This is a genomic window from Alteriqipengyuania flavescens (assembly GCF_030406725.1).
GTDB lineage: Bacteria > Pseudomonadota > Alphaproteobacteria > Sphingomonadales > Sphingomonadaceae > Alteriqipengyuania_B > Alteriqipengyuania_B flavescens.
Genome location: NZ_CP129107.1, coordinates 71,823 through 89,211 on the forward strand (window position 1 = coordinate 71,823; position 17,389 = coordinate 89,211).

The following is a 17,389-nucleotide window of genomic DNA, read 5'->3' on the forward strand; positions in this document are numbered from 1 at the left end:
TTCCGGCAATTGCGGGTTAGAGAGAGCTGACGAAGTCCTTGTACTTCGCCTCGTCCATCATCCCGTCGAGTTCGGACGCGTCGGACATTTTGACCTTGAACAGCCAGCCGTCGCTTTCAGGGGCGGAGTTGACCAGTTCCGGCTCGTCTTCCAACGCGGCGTTGGCTTCGGTCACTTCGCCGCTGATCGGGGCGTAGACATCGCTCGCCGCCTTGACGCTTTCGACCACGCAAGGCGCGTCGCCTTTCTTCAGCTGGTCGCCCGCGCCCGGAAGCTCGACGAAAGTGATGTCGCCCAGCTGGCTCTGTGCGTAGTCGGTGATGCCGACCGTGCCGACATCGCCATCGACGTCGATCCATTCGTGTTCATCGGTGAAGTAACGGGTCATTGCGTGCTCCTCAGCGGACGTATTTTGGGGGTACGAAGGGCATTTTGACGACGGTCGCGGGCAGGCGCTTGCCGCGCTGCTCCACTTCAAGCGCGGTACCGGTCTCGGAATGCGCCGCATCGACCTGCGCCATGGCGATCGGGTGTTCGAGGGTGGGCGAGAAACCGCCGCTGGTGACGGTGCCGATTTCGCGCTCGCCCGCGAAGACCCTGGCGCCTTCGCGCGCTGCCATGCGGCCTTCGAGTGCAAGGCCGACGCGCCTGGTCGGCCCGCCATTCGCGAGCAGGTCGAGGATGCGCTCCGCGCCGTAGAAGCCGCCCTCGGTGCGCCGGCGCTTCGAAATCGCGAAGGTCAGGCCGCTGGTGACCGGGTCGCTAGCCGTGGTCAGGTCGTGGCCGTATAGCGGCAGCCCCGCTTCCAGCCGCAGGCTGTCGCGCGCGCCCAGTCCGATGGGCTTGACCTCGTCCATCGCGACAAGCGCTTCGGCGAACTTCTCCGCCGCATCTGCGGGCACCGATATCTCGTAACCGTCTTCGCCCGTATAGCCGGAGCGGCTGATGTAGAGGGGCACCCCGTCCCAATCGGCAGGCCCCGACTGCATGAACTTGAGATCCGCGGCCATCGGCACGAGGCGGGACAGCGCATCGACCGCCTTCGGACCCTGCAGCGCGACCAGCGCCTGGTCCTCGTGATGGGTCAGCGTGATGTCGTCGGGCAAATGTTCGCGCAGGAAGCCGATATCTTCCCACTTGCAGGCACCGTTGACCACCAGCGCCAGGTGCTCGCCCGTGTTCGTCACCATCAGGTCGTCCAAGATACCGCCGTCTTCGTCCAGCAGCAGGGAGTAGCGCATGCGCCCTTCGCCCAGCGCCGAAAAATCGCCCGGCATCAGCTTTTCCAGCGCCTCTGCCGCGCCAGCGCCGCTGACCGTCAGTTGGCCCATGTGCGACACGTCGAACAGGCCGGCGTTCTCGCGGGTCCAGAGGTGTTCGGCGATGATCCCTTCGTACTGGATCGGCATGTGGTAGCCGGCGAATTCCACCATCCGGGCGCCTTGCGCGCGGTGCCATGCGTCGAGCGGCAAGGTGCCGGTTTCGACCGTGTCTTCGCCTGTTTCGAAATCGCTCAAGATACGGGTCCTTAGCGGGCGGAATTGCCCGGCGGACCCCCTCTGTCGGATAACCTGAGAGCTTCGCGCAGGCTGGGCCGCACTTCCCCCTTCGGTGGCCATCAAGGCACTTTCCAGAGCATCGCTATCGAACCCGCGCGGTCCCTGATGCCTGAGAGATTCCGGGGTCGGTTGCTCCTTCGGCGGCCCGGCCCGTCTGGCGACGAATCGGACGCTCTCCCGCGCGGTTCAGCGATGGAATGGCGATGCATTTGCGAGCGGCGGCTGTCAATCGCCGCGCCCCCGTCAATCGGCGGATTCCAGCGTCCGGCGATAGCGTTTGGCGGCCAGGTGCAGGCCGTCGTTCTCGTGGATGAAGCGCCCGCCCGCCTTTTCCAGTGCAAAGGCGATCGCCGCGGTCGCCACTTCGCTGCCCCGGATTGAGCGGAACTTGCGCGCGCCGCCGTGGAGAAACAGGTCGGTCAGCGGGCTGGCGATGATCGCCGCGCGCTCCTTCAGCCGCCGGTCCCCGCCCCGCGCACCGCGCAGCAGGCCGGGCCGGACGATATCGAGGCGGCGGAACTTGAGGCCGGTGAGCGCCTTTTCCGCCTCCCCCTTGGTCTTCAGGTAGAAATTGCTGCTGCTCGCCGCCGCGCCGACCGAGGAGACGTGGATGAAATCGGTCGCGCCCGCATTTTTCGCGGCGCGCGCAACTTCGAGCACCAAGTCCACGTCGACGGCGCGAAAGCCTTCCTCGCTCTTGCCGGACTTGCGCCAGGTCGTGCCCAGCGCGTTGATCACTACATGCGGCTTCAGCGTCCTGATGGACTGCGCCCAGTCCTGCGGGTCCGCCACCACCATTTCTGCCCGCGTGCCCGGCGGCAGGGTAGCCTCGCGCCGCGAGAGGCCGAGGATGCGGACCCGCGGGTCCGCCGCGCCGATCGCGATCGCCTCTCCTCCGATCAGGCCGGTGGCCCCCACCACCAGCACCCGCATTTGTTTCGCGGCTTCAGACATTGGACAATCCCTCCGGCCGCGCGCCGTAGATCTGGGTGACCTGCTGCATGGCGAAGCGGTCGGTCATCCCGGCGATGTAATCGACGATATGGCGGCTGCGCTTGGGCTCGCGGTCCGGCATCGCGCGCTGCCAGTCGCCCGGCATCCGGCGCGGATCCTGGTCGTAGGCGGCATAAAGCCGCGCGATCACGTCATGCGCTCTCTTCGCCGTCTCCAGCTGCTCGGGGTGGTAATAGAGGCGGTCGTACATGAACTTCTTCAGCGACCTTTCTTCCTGCGCCAGCCCGGGCGAGAAGCCGACACACTGCCGCCCTGCCCCGCGAACGTCGCCGACGGAACCCATACCGGCAAGGTTCGCCCGCCCGGTTTCGATCACGTCGTTTACCATTAGCCCGATCTGGCTACGGACGAGCTCGCGCAACTGGCGCTCTTGCTCGGCATGGGGAAAGCGTTTTTCGACCGCCCGCCACTGGTCGGCTACGAAATCGAGCGCGAGCAGCTCGTCGAGTTCGAGGAAGCCTGCGCGCAAGCCGTCGTCGATATCGTGGTTATCGTAGGCGATGTCGTCGGCGACGGCCGCGACCTGCGCTTCCGCGCTCGGCCAGCTGGCAAGGTCGAGCGGGAAGGCGGCGTCGATTTCCTCCAGCGCCCACGACGGCTGGTGGACCGGGCCGTTGTGCTTGGCGAGGCCTTCCAGCGTGTCCCAAGTCAGGTTGAGGCCGGGATGGTCGCAATAGGGGCTTTCGAGCACGTGCAGCATGCGCAGGGTCTGCGCATTGTGGTCGAAGCCGCCATGGCGCCGGGTGGCATCCTCCAGCGCCGCTTCGCCGGCATGGCCGAACGGCGGGTGGCCGATGTCGTGGGCGAGGCACAGCGCCTCGGTCAAGTCCTCGTCAAGGCCAAGGGCCCGCGCGATGACGCGGCCGACCTGGGCGACCTCGATACTGTGGGTCAGGCGGACGCGGTAATGATCACCATCGGGCGCCACGAACACCTGCGTCTTGCCGCGCAGCCGACGGAAGGCGATCGAATGGACGATGCGGTCGCGGTCGCGCTGGAATTCGCTGCGCGGACCGCGGGTCTCGCCGCCCGCTGCCCGGTATTGGCGGCCGCGCGTGGCGGCAGGATCGGCGGCATAGTGGGCGCGGGTCATCGGCTTGCAGCGCTAGTCAGCGCAGGCGGGCGTGGCAACGGGAACAGAGCGGGAAACCCGCTTGAAACCCTCGCCTGACGAGAAAGGGCCGCGCGGTTGCCCGCACGGCCCATCCCCCTCTCCCGCAAGCGGGAACCCGTTTGTCTTACCTCAGCGCGATCAGGTCGGCGTTGCCGTCCGGGTCGTTGATGGCGCGGCGACCGTCGGTGCGGTAGCCCGTCAGCACCAGACCGGCGAAGTGCGGCGCGGCCATGGAAGTACCGCTCAGCGTGGCGTAGCCACCGTCCTTGTAGGTCGAACCGACGGAGACGCCCGGCTCCGCATAATCCACCGGCGAGCCGAAGTTCGAGAAGCTGGCGAAGCGGTCGTTGATGTCGATGGCGCTGATCGTGAAGATGTTCACACCATTCACGCGAGCCGGGGAAACGTTGTTCGAATCCTGGCTTTCGTTACCCGCGGCGAGCGAAAAGACGACGCGGCTGGACGCGGCGATGATCGCGTTGTCGAGCGCGGAGCTGGCCCCGCCGCCGAGGCTCATGTTGCAGACGTCGCCGGCCTTGCCGTTGGCGCCCACGTAATCGACCGCGGCGATGATGTCCGAATACGAACCCGAACCGCGACGGCCCAGAGCCTTCAGACCCACGACCGGGGCGCCGGGGGCAACGCCGATCACGCCGATGTCGTTGTCGATGGCAGCAATCGTCCCGGCAACATGCGTGCCGTGGCCGTTGCCGTCGTCGGCGTTGCGCTCGCCGGTGAAGTTGATGCCCGCCAGAACGTTGAGGTCGGGATGGTCGAGATCCACGCCGCTGTCGATGATCCACGCGGTGCCATAGGAGCCTGCCGCACCGCCATTCACGCGGGTGATGCCGTAGGGGGTGACCTGTGGCTGGGTGCTGCCGCCGCCGGGTTTGCCCTTCTTGCCACGCTGGCCGATGGTCGCGATCTGGTCCTGCTCACAATAGGCGATTTCCGGACGCGCGCGGCGCATCGCGGTGACGGCCTGTGCCGAGCCCTTGAAGTTGAATCCGCGGATCGTGGCGGAATAGACATGGCCAACGTTGCCACGGCCATTGGCTGCTGCAGCTGCTGCCGCACGCGCCTGGCCCGGAGCCACGCGGCTGTCCTTGAACACGCAGATATAGCTGTTGTCGATCTTCTGTGCTGCCGCTGCCGGCGAGGCGAACGCAGATGCAGCGAAAGCCGCTGCCGATGCAGCGGTCATCATACGACCCTTCATAAACTATTCTCCCAGTCCCTTGGAAAATCAGAGACCGGCACAATGACGCGTGTTACGCTTTTGTGAACCCCAAATTGACGGTAAATTTCGGCTGAGGCACGAAAACAGGGGGATATAGGGTAAGCTTAAGTCGCGGCGCTTTCCGAAAGTTTCGCGTGGTCACTATCGCCAAGCATCCAGTCAGCCGCAGCCTCTGCGTGGATCCGTGTCGAATCGTACACCGGCAAGACGTTGGCATCGGTGTCGACGATCATTTCAAGCTCGGTACAGGCCAGCACGATCGCATATGCGCCGTCCTTCTCCTTGATCGTCAGGATGCTCTTGAGCGTGCGCTCGGCATTCTTGGTCGCCTTGCCGAGCATCAGCTCCTCGTAGATGATGCGGTCGACGGTCTCGACAGTGTCCATGTCGGGCGGAAGCAGGGTAATGCCCCGCTCGATCAGGCGGCGGCGGTAGAACCCTTCGGTCATGACGTTGCGCGTGCCGATCAGCGCGGCGTTCGTGACCCCGTCGGCCTGCATGCGCGCGGCTACGCAATCGGCGATGTGGATGATGGGCACCTCCACCGCATCTTCCAGCTCGCGGTACACGCGGTGCATGGAATTGGCGCAGACGATCAGCCCTTCGGCCCCCGCGCCGACCAGCCGCTTCGCCGATGCGGTCAGCGTGTCGGCTGCGCGTTTCCAGCCATCCTCGTCGGCAATGCGGTACAATCCGTCGAAATCGAGGCTTTCGATCAGGAGCGGCGCGCTCGATCGCGGCGAGACGCGGCGCTGTACGATCGTGTTCAGATGTTCGTAATACCGGCGCGTGGAAACCCAGCTCATCCCCCCGATCAAACCAAGCTTGCGCAAAACAAAAACTCCCCCCGTTCTGAACTCATGCCGTAGAAAGGCCTGGCCGGTTGCATCGTTCCCCTGTCAGGAAAAGCTGGCAGCCCGGCCGGACTTCCTGCAACCGATAACCGCCCGTAGCCGTCTATTCCTGCAGAAGTCCCAACAAACGGAGTATTGCCATGATCCGCCAGATTATCGCCGCCACGGCCTGCGTGGTTGCAGCGAATGCAGCGGTCGCCCCCGCCCCGATCTCCGCTGCGGCCCCGCCTGCGGCCATCGACGGGCAGTGGAAGACGGCAGACGGGCGCGCGGTAGTCACATCGCGCGGTGCGGTTCCGCCTATTGCGGCCGCATCAGCCGCTTCCTGTTGGCAAAGCCTGCCGGCGGGGCAAAGGCTACAGCCCGCCCGACGGGCGCTATTTCACGGCAAAAGTCCGCAAGCTGTCCGCCGACCGGCTTGAAGTGAAAGGCTGCGTCGCGGTGTTCTGCAAAACACAGGTCTGGCCGCGCTACAACTGATCAGTCGAGCGACTTGACGATCTCCTCGACCATCTTCTTGGCATCGGACAGCAGCATCATGGTCTGGTCCATGTAGAACACGTCGTTGTCGACGCCGGCGTAGCCCACGCCGCCCATGCTTCGCTTGATGAAGAAGACCTGCTTCGCTTTGTCCACGTCGAACACCGGCATGCCGTAGATCGGGCTGGACTTGTCGGTCTTGGCCGCCGGGTTCACCACGTCGTTGGCGCCGATGATGAAGGCGACGTCGGCCTGTGCGAATTCGCTGTTGATGTCCTCCAGCTCGAACACCTCGTCATAGGGCACCTGCGCTTCGGCCAGCAGCACGTTCATGTGGCCCGGCATGCGGCCGGCGACGGGGTGAATGGCGTATTTCACCTCCACGCCCTTCTCCTTCAGCATGTCGGCCATTTCACGCAGCGCGTGCTGCGCCTGCGCCACCGCCATGCCGTAGCCGGGGATGATGATGACCTTTTCCGCCTGTTCCAGCATGAAGGCCGCGTCGGCCGCGCTACCCTGCTTGTAGGGGCGCTGCTCCTTCGCCTCGCCGCTGCCGCCCACGCTGTCGTCCGCGCCGAAGCCGCCGGCGATGACCGACAGGAAGCTGCGGTTCATCGCGCGGCACATGATGTAGCTGAGGATCGCACCCGAGCTGCCGACCAGCGCGCCGGTGATGATCATCGCCGTGTTGCCCAGCGTGAAACCCATCGCCGCCGCGGCCCAGCCGGAATAGGAATTCAGCATGGAAACCACGACCGGCATGTCCGCGCCGCCGATGGGGATGATCAGCAGGAAGCCGATGGCGAAGGCCGCCATAGTCAGCGCCACGATCAGCGGCAGCGTGCCCGCGCCCATCGTGTGCGCGAACATGGCGACCAGCACCAGAATTGCGGCGAGCGTGCCGAGGTTGATGACGTGCCGCCCCGGCAGCAGGATCGGCGACCCGCTCATGCGGCCCGACAGTTTCAGGAACGCGATGACGGAACCTGAAAACGTGATCGCGCCGATGGCGATACCGAGGCCCATCTCGACCTTGCTGACGGGATCGATCCCGCCATTGGGCATCAGCAGGCCGAACGCTGCCGGATTGAGATAGGCCGCCCAGCCCACCAGCACTGCGGCAAGCCCGACGAGGCTGTGGAACCCGGCGACCAGTTCCGGCATCGCCGTCATGGCGATACGGCGGGCGATTATGAAACCGATGCTGCCGCCGATCAGGATGGCAATGCCGATCTCGACGATGTTCGCGACATCGTGCGTCACCAGCGTCGTCACCACGGCGATCAGCATGCTCACCATGCCGAAGCGGTTGCCCGTCCGGCTCGTCGCAGGCGAGGACAGGCCGCGCAGCGCAAGGATGAAGAACACGCCGGCGACAAGGTATGCGAGCGCGACCCACGGGTTCACCGGCGCGCCGTCCGCACCGCCTGCCAGGAAGGAGAGCATCACTTCTTCTCCTTCTTCTTGTACATCGCCAGCATGCGCTCCGTGACCGCAAAGCCGCCGAAGATGTTGACGCTCGCCAGCACGACCCCGGCAAGTCCGAGCCACTTGGCCGCAGGACTACCCGCCTCGGCGCTCGCAATCAGCGCGCCCACGATGATGACCGAGGAGATCGCATTGGTCACCGCCATCAACGGCGTATGCAGCGCGGGCGTGACCGACCACACCACGTAATAGCCGACGAAGCACGCCAGCACGAAGATCGACAGGATCGAAATGAAGTCCATTAGGCAGTAACTCCAGAATCTCCCCCCTTGGGGGAGGTGGCAGCCGCGCCAGCGGCTGACGGAGGGGGCCGGTCGGCGCAGAGTTTCGCAAGTCCGTCGGCAACTTCCAATGGATCGCGCAACACCTCGCTTGCAGCTATGCGAACGACATGGATGCCCTGCGAAAGCAGCCAGGCATCGCGCTTGCGGTCGCGCGCCGGATTGTCGCCCATATCATGCGAAATTCCATCGATCTCGATGGCAAGCTTCTTGCTCGTACAATAGAAATCGACGACCAAACTACCCATCGGATGATGGTTGCGGAACTTGACGCCATGGGGACGCTGGCGAAGTTTTTGCCACAAAAGACCTTCGGGCAGGGACATTTCCCGACGCTGCCTGCGCGCCGAGGTGAGTGATTGCGTGGTATGGTTTTCCAAGCCCCGCCCCCTCCGTCAGCGCTTCGCGCTGCCACCTCCCCCAAAGGGGGAGCTTCCAGAAGTGCCGTGGCTCAACCCGCCAGCCTCTCGTTCACGACCTTGCCGTCTCTCGTCAGCCGCACCGCGTCGCCGATTTCCTCGTCCAGCACGGGTCGGCCGGCATCCTTGTCCCAGAACGCGCTGAGGAAGTTGTAGAGGTTTCGGGCGTACAGCGCGCTTGCGTCGGCAGCCAGGTGGCCGGCGGTATTGGAAAAGCCGATGATCTTGACGCCGTGGCGCTCCACCGTCTCGTCGGCCTTGGCGCCTTCCACGTTGCCGCCGTTGGCGATGGCGAGGTCGAAGATCACGCTGCCCGGCTTCATGCTGGCGACCTGCGCATCGGTGATCAGGCGCGGCGCGGGCTTGCCGGGGATCAGCGCGGTGGTGATGACGATGTCCTGCTTGGCGATGTGCGAACTGACCAGTTCTGCCTGGGCCTTGCGGTATTCCTCGCTCATTTCGGTGGCATAGCCGCCGCTGCCTTCGCCCTCGATGCCTTCGACTTCCTCCACGAAAACCGGTTTCGCGCCGAGCGACTGGATCTGCTCCTTCGTCGCGCTGCGCACGTCGGTGGCGGAGACCTGCGCGCCAAGCCGCTTGGCCGTGGCGATCGCCTGCAGACCCGCGACGCCGACGCCCATCACGAACACGCGCGCGGCCTGCACCGTGCCTGCGGCGGTCATCATCATCGGGAAGGCGCGGCCATACGCGTTGGCGCTGGCGATTACCGCCTTGTAGCCGGCAAGGTTAGACTGGCTGGAAAGCACGTCCATGCTCTGCGCGCGGGTGATGCGCGGCATGAAATCCATGGCCAGCGCCTCGATCTCGGCGGCGGCATAGGCATCCACAGTCTCGCGCTGGCGGAACGGGTCGAGGACAGCGGCGAGCCATGCGCCCTTCTTCGCCGGTGCCAGCAGCGCCGCATCGGGCGCCCGGACGCCGAACACGATGTCCGCGTCCTTTACCGCCTCGGCCTGCGAGGCCACGGTGGCGCCCGCCTCCGCATAGGCATCGTCGGGGATCGACGCGCCCGCGCCGGCTCCGCTCTCGACCGCCATGTTGGCGCCGAGGGCGATGAATTTCTTGACGGTTTCGGGGGTGGCCGCGACCCGGTGTTCGTCCGGAGCCCGCTCCTTCAACACCGCGATCTTCATAATGCGCCCCCCGTATGCCCGATCAGGAGATCAGGATGACCACGAAGGCCGTGACGGCGGCGATCAGCGGCACCGCCCACTTCAGGTGCCCGATGAAGGACGTGTAGGTGTGTTTGGCGGCTTTCATGTCGTTGCCGGACATGGGCATTCCTTCGGATGTGTTGTCGTTGGCCCCGTGTCCTAGTCCGCCGCAACGCGCCGCTCAAGCCCCTGTGGGTATTCCGCGGCTGCACCCGGAAGGAGACGGGAAGACGACATCAGCCTTAATTCGCTCTTTACCCCTCGCCGCTACACGCATTTCCGTACCAAAGGGGGACGGTTTCGGGGCCATGAGCGACAGCGACACTCGCCTGTTGATGCTGATCGACGACGAACCGGCGCAGAGCCGGCTGATCTCCGTGCTCGCCGCGCGGGAGGGCTGGCGCACGCTCGTGGTGCAGGATTCCGAAACCGCCATCGCCACGCTCGGCACGCGCGAGGGCATGCAGCTGTCCGCGATCATCCTCGACCAGTGGGTGCCCGGCGACGATGCCTGCGCGCTGATCGGCGAACTCAGGAGCCGCCGCCCCGCCCTGCCGCTGCTCATGCTGACCACCAGCGCCAGTCCGGTGCTGGCGGTGGAGGCGATGCGCGCCGGCGCGACCGACTACCTCATCAAGCCCGTCAGCCCGGACCGGCTGATGCTGGCGCTGCGCAGCGCCACCACCCGCGAAACGCCTGCCGACGAACTCGCCCCTCTGACCGAGAAGATGGAGGCGACGCTCGATTTCGACGCGATGATCGGCACCTCGCCCGAATTCCGCACCGCGCTCGCCCAGGCGGCAAAGGCGGCGCGCGGCCACGGGCATGTGTTGCTGGAGGGCGAAACGGGAACGGGCAAGGAAATGATCGTGCGCGCGATGCACGCCGCCAGCCCGCGCTCAAAGGCGCCGCTGCGGCTGGTCAACGTGGCCGGCATGCCCGCAGCTTCGCTCGAATCGCTGTTGTTCGGGCACGAGAAAGGCGCGTTTCCCGGCGCGTTCGACCGCCAGATAGGCGCAATGCAGCAATGCGACGGCGGCACGCTGGTGCTGGACGAGGTCGACCATCTGCCACCTGAAGTGCAGGAGCGCCTGGCCGAATCCATCGCCAAGGGCCAGGTCCGCCCCATCGGCGCGCGCCACGCCTTCAAGATCGACCTGCGCCTGATCGCCTGCACCAACGCACCGCTGGACGAGCTGGTGGCCGCGGGCGATTTCCGCGAGGACTTGCGCAGCGGCCTCGCCGCGACCCGCATCGTCCTGCCCGCCCTGCGCGACCGGGGGCGCGACATCGGCCGGCTGACCCGCTTCTTCCTCAAACGCATCGGCGAACAGCCGGGCCTGCGCGAACTGGGCATCACCGACGGCGCGCTGGCGCTGCTGTCTGCATACGACTGGCCCGGCAACGTGCGCCAGCTGCAATCCGTCCTTTTCCGCGCCGCCGTCTATGCCGATGGCGACGCGCTGACGGCGGACGACTTCCCCCAGCTCCTCGAGCTGATTGGCGAGCTCGCCCCGGCAGCCGACGACACGCCGACGCACGAAGGCATCGGCATCCAGCTCTACACCGAGGACGGCAATCTGCGCCCACTGGAAGAGATCGAGGCCGACGTCATCCGCCTCGCGATCGGTCACTACCGTGGCCGAATGACCGAAGTGGCACGGCGGCTCGGCATCGGTCGCTCCACGCTCTACCGCAAGCTCAGCGATCTCGGCATCGACAACGCTGCCTGACCGGTCGGCCTAGGCCGGCAGATCCGCGAAATCCGTCAGCGCCGCATCGCGCAGGCCCCGCCACACGTTGCGCGCCTGCACGGTCTCGAACACGTCGTGGACGCGCAGCAGCTGCACGCCGGCATTCATGCCCGCGATGGCGAGCGCCAGGCTGCCGCCCAGCCGCTCGTGGCTACCCGCCTCGCCCGACAGCGCGCCGATCATACGTTTGCGGCTCGCGCCCAGCAGCAATGGCTGGCCGAGCGCATGGAACAGCGGCAGCGCATTGAGCAACGCGAGGTTGTCAGCGAGGGTCTTGCCGAAGCCGATACCGGGATCGAGCACGATTTTCTCGCGCGCGATGCCCGCATCCAGCGCCGCATCGCGCCGGTCGCGCAGCCACTCGAATACGTCGAAGACCACGTTCGCATAGTCGCCGTTGGAATGGAGGTCGTCGCCGTCACCCGGCGCGTGCATCAGCACCACGGGCGCGCCGCTCGCCGCAGCCAGTTCGATGCTGCGCGGGTCGTGGCGCAGCGCGGATACGTCGTTGATCAGCTGCGCCCCCTTGGCCAGGGCGGCCTCCATGACCGCGGGCCGTCGGCTGTCGATGCTGATCGCCGCCCCCATTGCGGCGACGCGTTCGATCACCGGCCCGGTCCGCTTGATTTCCTCGCCTTCCCACACCGCAGAGGCGCCCGGCCGCGTGCTTTCGCCGCCGATGTCGATGATCGCCGCGCCTGCTTCCAGCATCGCTGCGGCGTGCTGCGCGGCGACCTCCGGATCGTCGAGGAATTCGCCCCCGTCGCTGAAACTGTCGGGCGTGACGTTGAGCACGCCCATGACCTGCGGCTGGTCGAGCCGCACGGTGCGCTCACCCAGCTGCAGCGGCACATGCGCCATTCGCAAATTGGACCACTGCCGTTCGCCTTCCGCCGCAAGGTCGCTTTCTAGCGCGCCGAGCATCGCCGGCACATCGTCCACCCCGCCAAGGCTGCGCGAAACGACCCGGTCGCTATCGCGCACGATCACCGCGAACCGGCTGGCATAGACCATCCCGCCTGCCAGCCTGATCGCTCCGCCCTCCTCGCCCTGCGGCGAAGGCGCGAGGCCGATGGGGCGGATGTAGAGACTTTTGGTCATGTCGTTCGCTTGCCCAATGCTGGCCGCCTATTCAATTGCGTGGAACAGGCATGTGCCTCGATTGCATAAAGCGAGAAAACCAAATTTTCCTTATCCCTTAAAACGTTATGCGCGGAACATGGCTTGGCGCTGTCACCTTCCGGAATCCAACCGCCAACGACCGCGCTTGAGGCTTGGTAAAAGTTCATACCGTACCGCTAGCGGTGAAAGCGTCGGTAGGACAGGTGCTTCAGTCAACCAGCCACCGTAACCCCCGCCAAGCGATCCTTTGCCAAGCCAATACACATGACGACCAGCGCTGGAATGGCCCAAAAACCTCCGAGCGTCTGGAAAATCCAGCGATTGTCCCCAGGCAAAAGCAAAGCCGATAGAGAAGTCAGTACAGCCGCAAATTGAAAGCCTGTAAACCAGAGCGGCCAATAGCGGTCTGTCCGCAATGCTGCCACCAGGAGAAATACCAGCAGGCCGAAGTCAATAATCGCTACGGCCAAAAGTGCCTGTTCGATACCCAACGCCCCATTGGCGACAAATGTCGCAGTCGCGGCAACGATGACCGCAGCGACTACGTGTCGATCTTGCCGCCTTCCCACCTGCCAACCGAACCCAATTGCACCGGCAAAAAAGATCCAGAAGGCAAGTGTGAAGGTCATAGAGAACTAGGCAGTCTCGCTGCGGCCGACAGCTTGGTCAGACTTCATACCGCTCGGTTGCGGCAAGCCGTTCGGGCAACCAAAATTCACGATCGAAAGCGTCGATGCCTTTTGCACGCGGATGATCTCGCGCGTCGCTGCCGCCATATTCTCACGCGATGCGACCAGGTTGGAAAGTCCCGCGGAGGCGTGCGCCAGCGCGCTCTGTGCGGTGGCGATGGGCAGGTTCGACGCCGTGCTCACTTCGACGATGCTGGCACAAAGGTTTGCCAGCGACACGACAGCCTGATCGACCGACGCGACGGAGTTTTGCGTGTCGTTGGCGACCACGTGACCTGCGGAATCTTCAATCTTGTGCATGTTTGACCCTTTCGCAAAGCTCCCGGAATGGGGGCTGGGAAAGAAGCTTGCCGTCATGAACTGTTCGAAAGAACATGGATTGCCCCCGCAATGGTCAGGATTAGCCCCGCGACGACGAGGATAGACACGCTGGCCACGGTCAGTATCGCCTTGAGTCGTTCCGCAACGGTCAGATCGTTAACCTTACCACCGACAGGCGGAATGTGATTGTGGCGCCCTTCTTTGGATGATCCCTCGACGAGATCGTCTTCGTTCGATGCGGCGTCGGAAACGAGCATAAACGGGGCCGGCGGAACCTGGGGTGTGGTGTTCTTTTCTTCCGCAGATTTTTCCAGCTCGGACAGCATCATGACCGCCCCCAACCGGTTGCCAGCCTGCAATCTCTCGATAGCTGCGGTAAGGTGAAATTCTACCGTCCGATGGGAAATGCCCAGTTCTCGCGCCACGTGCTTGGCCGACAGACCGTCGCGGACCAGGCGCAGGCATTCGAGTTGACGCGGCGTCAACCTGTCCAGAGGTGACAATTCATCGTCGTTAATGGTGTGCCCCCCGTTTCATCCATATTGGATCAATCACAGGGCGTGTAGCGAGTTCCGGTTAACGGTCGACTAAGTAAAATGACCTAAGTGTCCATCCGGAATGCGGTTCTGCAACGCGAAACCTCAATCCTCGACGCTGAGCAGGTATAGCTGCCGCACGGCGTCGATGGGTTTGACCTCTCCGCCGTTCTCGTAGTGCCAGAAGGTCCAGCCGTTGCAGCTGGGGGCGCCTTGCAGGTCCTTGCCAAGGCCGTGGATGCTGCCGGCTTGCTTGCCATGGACGATGGAGCCATCCGCACGCACGGTTGCGATCCATCGGCGTTTTTTGTCGAACAACTGAGTGCCTGGCGGGATCAGGCCGCTTTCCACCAAAGCGCCGAAGGCGACCTTGGGCGCGCTGCGGCCGGCCTGCATGACCGTGATCGCGCTTTCATCCAGCGGTAGTTCCTTGTCGATCCGCGCGCGGGCGGCCTTGCGATAAGCCTCTTCCCGCTCGCACCCGATCCATTCGCGGCCAAGCCGCTTGGCGACCGCGCCGGTGGTGCCGGTGCCGAAGAACGGGTCCAACACCACGTCGCCCTTCTCCGTCGTCGCCAGCAGCACGCGGTAAAGCAGGCTTTCGGGCTTCTGCGTCGGGTGGACCTTCTGTCCGCCGTCCTTCAGCCGCTCCCCGCCCTGGCAAATCGGCAGGACCCAGTCGCTGCGCATCTGCAGTTCATCGTTGAGCGTCTTCATCGCGCGGTAGTTGAACTGGTACTTCGCCTTTTCGCCCTGGCTCGCCCACAGCAGCGTTTCGTGCGCGTTGGTAAAGCGGGTGCCGCGGAAGTTGGGCATCGGGTTGGTCTTGCGCCAGACGATGTCGTTGAGGATCCAGAAGCCGAGGTCCTGCAGGATCGCGCCGACGCGGTAGATATTGTGGTAGCTGCCGATCACCCACAGTGCCCCGTCCGGCTTGAGGACGCGTTTGCACTCCACCAGCCAGTCCCTTGTAAATTCGTCGTAAAGGGCGAAGCTGTCGAAGCGGTCCCAGTCGTCCGTCACGGCATCGACATGGCTGCCGTCCGGGCGGTTCAGGTCGCCGCCCAGCTGCAGGTTGTAGGGCGGATCGGCGAAGACGAGATCGATGCTGGCATCGGGCAGCTCGCGCAGGCGCTGAACGCAATCGCCGTCGAGGATCTGGCCGAGCGGCAAGTCGGCCTTCCGGGCCGCATCGTCCCTTGCGCGCACACGCGGCGCGCGAATTTTCGTAACCTGGCCCACAGCATCCCCCTCGACTTAGCCACAGGATGTGGCCTGTCGGGACTCCGCGGGTCAAGCGGCAAATTTGCCGCATGTTGCGAGCATTGGGGGAGAACGAAGCGAGTCCGACACAAGATGTTGAGTCCGCGCAGGACGCGCAGACTCGCCATCTTGTGGTGTGGCGCGAAAGACTCGCCCCGCCCCGTTAAATGCGAAAGTCGATCCCGGTCAGCTCTTCGGAGCGTTCCCACAGCTTCTTCGCCAGCGCTTCGTCGCGTGCGCGGCGTGTCGCATAGGCACGGCCCGACGTGTTGCCGCGTGCCTCCAGCAAGCCGCGGGGTCCGTAGTAGTGTCCGCCCTGCGCTTCAGGGTCGGTCGCCGCTTGCAGCGCGGGGATTGCCCCCTGCTCCGGCGTGTTCAGCATGATCTTCATGACCGGCGTGAACAGCGCGGCAAAGCCGATGTGGCGCGTCAGCTCGGTCGCGGCGACGCCGGGGTGGCAGGCGATGGAGGCGACGGGCGATGCAGCGGCGCGCAGACGGCGGTCCAGCTCCAGCGCGAACAGCAGGTTGGCCAGCTTGCTTTGCGAATAGAACGGGCTGCGGGCGTATTATTTGCTCGCGTCGAGATTGTCGAAACCGATGTTGCCGCTCTTGTGGGCGATGCTGGACTGCACGACCACGCGCCCGCCGCCATCCTCTGCCAGCTTGCCGACCAGCTGGGCCGCGAGCGCGAAATGGCCCAAGTGGTTCACGGCGAACTGCAGTTCCGTGCCCGCGGTCGCATGGCCGAGCGGCGGCATCATTACGCCGGCGTTGTTGATGAGTAGATCGATGCGCGCCTCTTCCTTCGCCTGCTGCGCAGCCCTGGCCACGCTGTCGAGGTCGGCGAGGTCGAGGGCGAGGAAATCGAGCGAGGCGCCCGGGGCGTCGGCAGCAATTTCGGCGATCGCATCGCGCGCCTTGTCCTCGTCGCGGCAGGCAAGCACCACGCGGGCGCCCTTCATGGAGAGGTGGCGCGCAATCTCGTAGCCGATGCCGGTGTTCGCGCCGGTGACGATGGCGGTCTTGCCGGACTGGTCGGGAATATCGGAAAGGGTGAAGTTTCGCACGGCGTGCTCCATGGATCGGTTCCGGTCCAATGCGGGGCACCGCCGCTACGTTCCGTCAGGCGGTCAGGTGAAGGCGAGCGCCGAGTAAGCCGCGAAGACCGCCAGCATCGCCGCACCCACCCCGCGCCCGATGCGCTTGATCTTGCCGGCAAGCAACAAGAGCAGCGCCGCGCTGGCGATCAGCACCGGCCATTCGATGTCGAGCAGTTCGACCGGGATGGGCAGCGGTGCAACGGCCATCGTCACGCCGCCGATCAGCAGTGCGTTGAACACGTTGGACCCAACCACGTTGCCGAAAGCCAGGTCGGGCTGGCCTCGCAAGGCGGCGGCAACCGACGCGGCGAGTTCGGGCAGCGATGTGCCGATCGCCACCACCGTCGCGCCGATCGCGACTTCGCTCACCCCGGCCAGCCGGGCAAGATCGACCGCGCCGGAAACCAGCCAGCTGCCGCCCAGGACGAGCAGGCCGACGCCTACGGCGAACAAGGCGCTGGCGGCAGGCAGGCGATAGCCGCCGAGTTCCTCTTCCTTCTCCTCGTTCTCCGCCGTCGGTATGCGCGGATGGCCGAGCCGCCAGACGATGTAGATGACGAGGAGCGCGACCAGCACGATGCCGAGCCAAGTGGCGGCAAGCCCGAACCACGCAAGCCCACCCAGCAACACCGTGGCCAGCAAACCGACCAACGCATCGCGCTTCCCACCGCCCGACAGGCTGAACGGCGCGAACACGGCCACCGCGCCGAGGATGAGCAGCGTGTTGGCGATATTGGAGCCGACGATATTGCCCCATGCGATCCCCGGCGATCCGGCAAGCGCGGCCTGGATGCTCGCGACCAGTTCCGGCATCGATGTCGCCGCGCCGACTATCACGACGCCGGTGACGAGGGCCGACAGGCCGAAGATTTCCGCCAGCGACACGGCGCCGCGCACGAGGAGTTCGCCGCCGATGGTCAGCGCCACGAGGCCGGCAAGAAGGATCAGGATCGAAGTCAGCATCGGCGCGCCCTAGCG

General features: G+C 65.1%; 20 protein-coding genes and 2 riboswitches. Of the genes, 2 read left to right on the forward strand and 18 right to left on the reverse strand.

All coding sequences use genetic code 11. The features are described from left to right. Positions 1-16: 16 nt before the first annotated feature. The 6 genes from gcvH to QQW98_RS00455 all read right to left on the reverse strand — a co-directional run bounded on the left by gcvH (position 17) and on the right by QQW98_RS00455 (position 5,760). Positions 17-388 (reverse strand): glycine cleavage system protein GcvH, encoded by a 372-nt coding sequence (gene gcvH, locus QQW98_RS00430; RefSeq protein WP_290135594.1) that lies wholly within the window; start codon positions 386-388, stop codon positions 17-19. Positions 389-398: 10 nt separating this feature from the next. Then, a complete protein-coding gene (gcvT, locus tag QQW98_RS00435) occupies positions 399-1,517 on the reverse strand; it encodes a glycine cleavage system aminomethyltransferase GcvT (RefSeq protein WP_290135595.1) in 1,119 nt (372 codons plus the stop codon). A 32-nt stretch (positions 1,518-1,549) separates the two neighbouring features. Next, positions 1,550-1,644, reverse strand: a riboswitch (glycine riboswitch). A gap of 1 nt (position 1,645) precedes the next feature. After that, positions 1,646-1,749, reverse strand: a riboswitch (glycine riboswitch). 53 nt (positions 1,750-1,802) lie between these two features. Then, positions 1,803-2,513, reverse strand: coding sequence for an NAD-dependent epimerase/dehydratase family protein (locus QQW98_RS00440; RefSeq protein WP_290135596.1), 711 nt, complete (start codon positions 2,511-2,513; stop codon positions 1,803-1,805). Further along, positions 2,506-3,666, reverse strand: a complete 1,161-nt coding sequence (locus tag QQW98_RS00445; RefSeq protein ID WP_290135597.1) for a deoxyguanosinetriphosphate triphosphohydrolase — start codon at positions 3,664-3,666, stop codon at positions 2,506-2,508. Before QQW98_RS00445 ends, QQW98_RS00440 begins: the two co-directional genes overlap by 8 nt. Positions 3,667-3,811: 145 nt before the next feature. Further along, positions 3,812-4,891, reverse strand: a complete 1,080-nt coding sequence (locus tag QQW98_RS00450) for a S8 family serine peptidase (protein ID WP_290135598.1) — start codon at positions 4,889-4,891, stop codon at positions 3,812-3,814. A 140-nt stretch (positions 4,892-5,031) separates the two neighbouring features. Next, positions 5,032-5,760, reverse strand: a complete 729-nt coding sequence (locus tag QQW98_RS00455) for an aspartate/glutamate racemase family protein (protein WP_290135599.1) — start codon at positions 5,758-5,760, stop codon at positions 5,032-5,034. A 309-nt stretch (positions 5,761-6,069) separates the two neighbouring features. Between QQW98_RS00455 and QQW98_RS13935 the strand changes: the two genes are divergently transcribed. Then, on the forward strand, positions 6,070-6,261 hold the full coding sequence (locus QQW98_RS13935; protein WP_404800828.1) for a DUF2147 domain-containing protein: 192 nt from the start codon (positions 6,070-6,072) through the stop codon (positions 6,259-6,261). Here QQW98_RS13935 and QQW98_RS00460 read toward each other — a convergent pair whose 3' ends face one another. The 4 genes from QQW98_RS00460 to QQW98_RS00475 all read right to left on the reverse strand — a co-directional run bounded on the left by QQW98_RS00460 (position 6,262) and on the right by QQW98_RS00475 (position 9,603). Beyond that, positions 6,262-7,707 (reverse strand): NAD(P)(+) transhydrogenase (Re/Si-specific) subunit beta, encoded by a 1,446-nt coding sequence (locus tag QQW98_RS00460; RefSeq protein ID WP_290136806.1) that lies wholly within the window; start codon positions 7,705-7,707, stop codon positions 6,262-6,264. It abuts the gene before it with no gap. Further along, on the reverse strand, positions 7,707-7,991 hold the full coding sequence (locus tag QQW98_RS00465) for an NAD(P) transhydrogenase subunit alpha (protein ID WP_290135600.1): 285 nt from the start codon (positions 7,989-7,991) through the stop codon (positions 7,707-7,709). Before QQW98_RS00465 ends, QQW98_RS00460 begins: the two co-directional genes overlap by 1 nt. Beyond that, on the reverse strand, positions 7,991-8,410 hold the full coding sequence (locus QQW98_RS00470; protein WP_290135601.1) for an endonuclease domain-containing protein: 420 nt from the start codon (positions 8,408-8,410) through the stop codon (positions 7,991-7,993). Before QQW98_RS00470 ends, QQW98_RS00465 begins: the two co-directional genes overlap by 1 nt. Positions 8,411-8,481: 71 nt before the next feature. Continuing rightward, positions 8,482-9,603 (reverse strand): Re/Si-specific NAD(P)(+) transhydrogenase subunit alpha, encoded by a 1,122-nt coding sequence (locus QQW98_RS00475; RefSeq protein WP_290135602.1) that lies wholly within the window; start codon positions 9,601-9,603, stop codon positions 8,482-8,484. Between the two features lie 329 nt (positions 9,604-9,932). Here QQW98_RS00475 and QQW98_RS00480 point away from each other — a divergent pair, with 329 nt between their 5' ends. Then, a complete protein-coding gene (locus tag QQW98_RS00480; RefSeq protein WP_290135603.1) occupies positions 9,933-11,357 on the forward strand; it encodes a sigma-54-dependent transcriptional regulator in 1,425 nt (474 codons plus the stop codon). Between the two features lie 9 nt (positions 11,358-11,366). Here QQW98_RS00480 and folP read toward each other — a convergent pair whose 3' ends face one another. From folP to QQW98_RS00520, 8 genes are all read right to left on the reverse strand, one after another. Next, entirely contained in the window at positions 11,367-12,479 is a 1,113-nt protein-coding gene (gene folP, locus QQW98_RS00485; RefSeq protein ID WP_290135604.1) for a dihydropteroate synthase, read from the reverse strand. 233 nt (positions 12,480-12,712) lie between these two features. Next, positions 12,713-13,129, reverse strand: coding sequence for a hypothetical protein (locus QQW98_RS00490; RefSeq protein ID WP_290135605.1), 417 nt, complete (start codon positions 13,127-13,129; stop codon positions 12,713-12,715). Positions 13,130-13,135: 6 nt separating this feature from the next. Continuing rightward, positions 13,136-13,489 carry a hypothetical protein gene (locus tag QQW98_RS00495; protein WP_290135606.1) on the reverse strand — a complete coding sequence of 118 codons (354 nt, stop codon included), beginning with the start codon at positions 13,487-13,489 and terminating at the stop codon, positions 13,136-13,138. A gap of 53 nt (positions 13,490-13,542) precedes the next feature. Then, the gene (locus QQW98_RS00500) at positions 13,543-14,013 is read right to left on the reverse strand and encodes a helix-turn-helix domain-containing protein (RefSeq protein ID WP_290135607.1); all 471 of its coding nucleotides are present in this window, start codon (positions 14,011-14,013) and stop codon (positions 13,543-13,545) included. A 138-nt stretch (positions 14,014-14,151) separates the two neighbouring features. Beyond that, on the reverse strand, positions 14,152-15,288 hold the full coding sequence (locus tag QQW98_RS00505) for a site-specific DNA-methyltransferase (protein WP_290135608.1): 1,137 nt from the start codon (positions 15,286-15,288) through the stop codon (positions 14,152-14,154). Positions 15,289-15,472: 184 nt separating this feature from the next. Further along, positions 15,473-15,700, reverse strand: a complete 228-nt coding sequence (locus QQW98_RS00510; RefSeq protein WP_290135609.1) for an SDR family NAD(P)-dependent oxidoreductase — start codon at positions 15,698-15,700, stop codon at positions 15,473-15,475. 177 nt (positions 15,701-15,877) lie between these two features. After that, complete coding sequence (locus tag QQW98_RS00515; RefSeq protein WP_290135610.1) at positions 15,878-16,378, reverse strand: SDR family NAD(P)-dependent oxidoreductase; 501 nt, start codon at positions 16,376-16,378, stop codon at positions 15,878-15,880. 63 nt (positions 16,379-16,441) lie between these two features. Next, complete coding sequence (locus QQW98_RS00520) at positions 16,442-17,374, reverse strand: calcium/sodium antiporter (RefSeq protein ID WP_290135611.1); 933 nt, start codon at positions 17,372-17,374, stop codon at positions 16,442-16,444. Between the last annotated feature and the right edge of the window lie 15 nt (positions 17,375-17,389).

Bases quoted from the DNA above. Each gene is read 5' to 3' on its own strand.
- QQW98_RS00450 (WP_290135598.1), bottom strand. From the start codon at position 4,891: ATGACCGCTGCATCGGCAGCGGCTTTCGCTGCATCTGCGTTCGCCTCG.
- QQW98_RS00440 (WP_290135596.1), bottom strand. From the start codon at position 2,513: ATGTCTGAAGCCGCGAAACAAATGCGGGTGCTGGTGGTGGGGGCCACC.
- QQW98_RS00445 (WP_290135597.1), bottom strand. From the start codon at position 3,666: ATGACCCGCGCCCACTATGCCGCCGATCCTGCCGCCACGCGCGGCCGC.
- gcvH (WP_290135594.1), bottom strand. From the start codon at position 388: ATGACCCGTTACTTCACCGATGAACACGAATGGATCGACGTCGATGGC.
- QQW98_RS00520 (WP_290135611.1), bottom strand. From the start codon at position 17,374: ATGCTGACTTCGATCCTGATCCTTCTTGCCGGCCTCGTGGCGCTGACC.
- QQW98_RS00495 (WP_290135606.1), bottom strand. From the start codon at position 13,489: ATGCACAAGATTGAAGATTCCGCAGGTCACGTGGTCGCCAACGACACG.
- QQW98_RS00475 (WP_290135602.1), bottom strand. From the start codon at position 9,603: ATGAAGATCGCGGTGTTGAAGGAGCGGGCTCCGGACGAACACCGGGTC.
- QQW98_RS00490 (WP_290135605.1), bottom strand. From the start codon at position 13,129: ATGACCTTCACACTTGCCTTCTGGATCTTTTTTGCCGGTGCAATTGGG.
- QQW98_RS00480 (WP_290135603.1), top strand. From the start codon at position 9,933: ATGAGCGACAGCGACACTCGCCTGTTGATGCTGATCGACGACGAACCG.
- folP (WP_290135604.1), bottom strand. From the start codon at position 12,479: ATGACCAAAAGTCTCTACATCCGCCCCATCGGCCTCGCGCCTTCGCCG.
- QQW98_RS00460 (WP_290136806.1), bottom strand. From the start codon at position 7,707: ATGCTCTCCTTCCTGGCAGGCGGTGCGGACGGCGCGCCGGTGAACCCG.
- QQW98_RS00510 (WP_290135609.1), bottom strand. From the start codon at position 15,700: ATGAAGATCATGCTGAACACGCCGGAGCAGGGGGCAATCCCCGCGCTG.
- QQW98_RS00465 (WP_290135600.1), bottom strand. From the start codon at position 7,991: ATGGACTTCATTTCGATCCTGTCGATCTTCGTGCTGGCGTGCTTCGTC.